The 1,010-nt window shown below is 69.1% G+C and carries 1 pseudogene; it reads right to left on the minus strand.

The features are described from left to right. Positions 1-1,010: pseudogene (locus AAW13_RS43180) on the minus strand (alpha-1,4-glucan--maltose-1-phosphate maltosyltransferase); the annotation flags it as partial.

The following is a 1,010-nucleotide window of genomic DNA, read 5'->3' on the forward strand; positions in this document are numbered from 1 at the left end:
GCGCGGTCCCAGTCGCGGGGTTTGAGCTGGTACTTCTCGGAGTCGAGGTATTCCTCGCCGCCCTCTTTGAGGGGGGTGTTCTCGCAGAGTTCGTAGCCGCTGTAGATGCCCCAGGTGGGGGAGAGGGTGGCGGCGAGCACGGCGCGGACCTCGAAGGCGGGGCGGTGGCCGTGCTGGAGGTAGGCGTGCAGGATGTCGGGGGTGTTGGCGAAGAAGTTGGGCCGCATGTAGGCGGCGCTCTCGCGCGCGAGTTCGGTGGCGTACTCGGTGAGTTCCTCTTTGGTGGTGCGCCAGGTGAAGTACGTGTAGGACTGCTGGAAGCCGATCTGGGCGAGGGTGCGCATCATCGCGGGGCGGGTGAAGGCCTCGGCGAGGAAGATGACGTCGGGGTCGCTCGCGTTGATCTCGGCGATGACCCGTTCCCAGAACACCACGGGTTTGGTGTGGGGGTTGTCGACGCGGAAGATCCGCACCCCGCAGTCCATCCAGTGCCGCAGCACCCGCACGGTCTCGGTGATCAGGCCGTCCATGTCGGCGTCGAAGGCGATCGGGTAGATGTCCTGGTACTTCTTGGGCGGGTTCTCGGCGTAGGCGATGGTGCCGTCGGGGCGGTGGTGGAACCACTCGGGGTGTTTCTCCACCCAGGGGTGGTCCGGGGAGCACTGCAACGCGAAGTCCAGTGCGGTCTCCAGGCCGTGGCGGGCGGCCTCGGCCACGAACCACCGGAAGTCCTCCAGTGTGCCGAGGTCCGGGTGGACGGCGTCGTGGCCGCCCTCGGGCGAGCCGATCGCCCACGGCACCCCGACGTCCTGCGGGCCCGCGCTCAGCGTGTTGTTGCGGCCCTTGCGGAAGGTGGTGCCGATCGGGTGGACCGGCGGGAGGTAGACGACGTCGAAGCCCATCGCGGCGATGGCGGGCAGCCGGCGGGCGGCGGTGCGGAAGGTGCCGTGCGGCCGCTCGGGGGTGCCCTCGGAGCGCGGGAAGAACTCGTACCAGGAGCCGAACAGGGC

Origin of the sequence: Streptomyces humi (genome assembly GCF_001005085.2) — a bacterium.
GTDB lineage: Bacteria > Actinomycetota > Actinomycetes > Streptomycetales > Streptomycetaceae > Streptomyces > Streptomyces humi.